4 protein-coding genes are annotated in these 2,093 nt (G+C 33.0%); all 4 read left to right on the top strand.

All coding sequences use genetic code 11. The features are described 5' to 3' along the window. On the top strand, window positions 1-223 hold a 223-nt coding region (locus AABE15_RS06725; RefSeq protein ID WP_338330519.1), incomplete at its 5' end, for a type II toxin-antitoxin system YafQ family toxin. Between the two features lie 242 nt (window positions 224-465). Next, window positions 466-1,002 (top strand): hypothetical protein, encoded by a 537-nt coding sequence (locus AABE15_RS06720; RefSeq protein WP_338330518.1) that lies wholly within the window; start codon window positions 466-468, stop codon window positions 1,000-1,002. Between the two features lie 259 nt (window positions 1,003-1,261). Further along, window positions 1,262-1,519 (top strand): hypothetical protein, encoded by a 258-nt coding sequence (locus tag AABE15_RS06715; protein WP_338330517.1) that lies wholly within the window; start codon window positions 1,262-1,264, stop codon window positions 1,517-1,519. 364 nt (window positions 1,520-1,883) lie between these two features. Then, window positions 1,884-2,093 (top strand): hypothetical protein (locus AABE15_RS06710; protein ID WP_338330516.1); only part of this gene is annotated, 210 nt, incomplete at its 3' end.

Raw genomic sequence — 2,093 nt, 5'->3', positions numbered from 1 at the left:
GTATCGAACCGTTTTACAATCGTCTTTTGCTGCGATGGTAACGCATCTTGCCAATGACAAAGATCTTGAGCCTAGACATGTTGACCATGCATTGGCAGGAACGTGGAAAGGCTTTCGTAATTGTCACGTTAAACCCGATTTAATTCTGATATACGAAAAACCGGATCTAGAGACGCTAGTTCTTGTCCGCCTTGGGTCTCATGCTGAACTTGAACTTTCTTAACCCTTTTACGTCTCCTTTGTTGTTTGCATAAACGGTTCGAGCAGTTTGGTGGTATTTTTTAAAGAAAAACTATTGCCTGGTCAGATAGCTTTTTTATTAGCTAGTTTTAGCAACCTTGGCATACGAAAACCTGTAAGGAAACTACGCTCTTTGATACCAAACTATATTTTATAAGTTTTACTTGCATTTTTTTTACAGTGCATGTATTAATAATAAGTGACTTTCACAACAGGTAATAAACAATGGTTAAACTAACTAAAAAAAATGCTGTTAACAAATCAGAAAGTTTAACGATACGATTAGACCCAAAAACAAGATTTGCATTAGAATTTACTGCTCGAATTAAGGAGCAAACTATTACCACCGTCATGGAAAATGCTATTAAAAATGTGGCTGAAACCACTTATGCTGATCTAAAACATACTAGGCATAACAACGACGGTCAGGAAATCCCCACAAATTGGAAATATTATTGGGATATCAATGAGGGGGTTCGTTTTATTAACTTAGCAATAGATCCCTGTACACATCCTACCTACAATGAAGAGGAAATCTTAGATTTTATAAAAATACATTGGCAATATTTTTCTCACGATAAAGATCTAAATCATCTTCGTAGAGAGTATATTGATGTTCTTTGGCCTCATATGGAGAACCTGATTGACCTATGGAGAGAAACGAAGTCATCCAATCGAAATCAAGCCCGTTTAGTTATAGAAGAAAAACTAAAAACAGCAGGTTTACTTGTTCCTTCTATTTCTCATAAAGAGAAAAAATGATAAGTCTTCCAATGAGAGCTATTGAGCAAATCTTCAACCAGATGATGACGAAATCCCTTTTTAAAGAAAACATTTTTGTCAAATTATTGAGCTTGAACAATTAAGCTCAACACTTTTCCCGCATCGAGAGAAATTTATGTAAGCTGATGCAACATTGCATTTGCACTCTTTTCCATTCACAATTTAATGAACAACTGCAATTACCCTTGCCAATACCCCCTAATTCTTTTTATCGTTTAGGTGAATAAGGAGATGGGATATGAAAAAATTGTTGCTTGTAGGAACGTTAACATTTGCACTATCAAATGCCGCTTATGCTCAGAGTAATCAAATAACTATAACTAAACCATTAGAAGAATCATTTATAGAATATCAAAAAGAAGTAGATGCTCGTAATCAAGTGTTTCCAAACGAACAGCATGAATGGGGCATATGTGGTGCAAGGCCTTATAATTTATTGAAAGAATTAAATAAAACAAAAAACATAGGCCCTTTAGGGTTAAAATGTTTTTTTTAGAACCTAATTATAAAATAATAGAACAACTTCCTAATAACGATCTAATTATTAAACCATTTCCAAAAGAATATCCCAATTTTATAGCATTATTATATACACATGATGATTTGAATACCAAAAAAAGAGCAGTAATATTGTTAGGTTTACCCGTATTATACAAATTTCCGAACGGCGATAATAAATCAATAGCAACTTTTAATATAGCTTTTTACAAATAATAATATTTACAATTATAAATGCCTTTCAATAATTCTTATTACCGGAGCTTTAAAAATTCCCGTTCACAATTTAATGAACAACTGCAATTATCCTTGCCAATATCTCGCAATTCTTTTTATCGTTTAGGTGAATAAGGAGATGGGATATGAAAAAATTGTTGCTTGTAGGAACATTAATGTGTGCGTTGTCAAATGCCGCTTATGCTCAGAGTGATGAGGTTAAAACCCTTATAAACCAAGAAGAAACATTAAATACAATTAATGTTCCTAGCAATTCAACTATACTACCTGAACGAATGTTTGTAGATGATCCAAAAGATAATTACAATTATCCAAAATTGTACATTGATTATCCA

It is taken from the genome of Commensalibacter sp. Nvir, assembly GCF_963921845.1.
GTDB lineage: Bacteria > Pseudomonadota > Alphaproteobacteria > Acetobacterales > Acetobacteraceae > Commensalibacter.
Note: the sequence above shows the minus strand (reverse complement) of the source record. Positions and strands in the feature narration are given on the sequence as shown.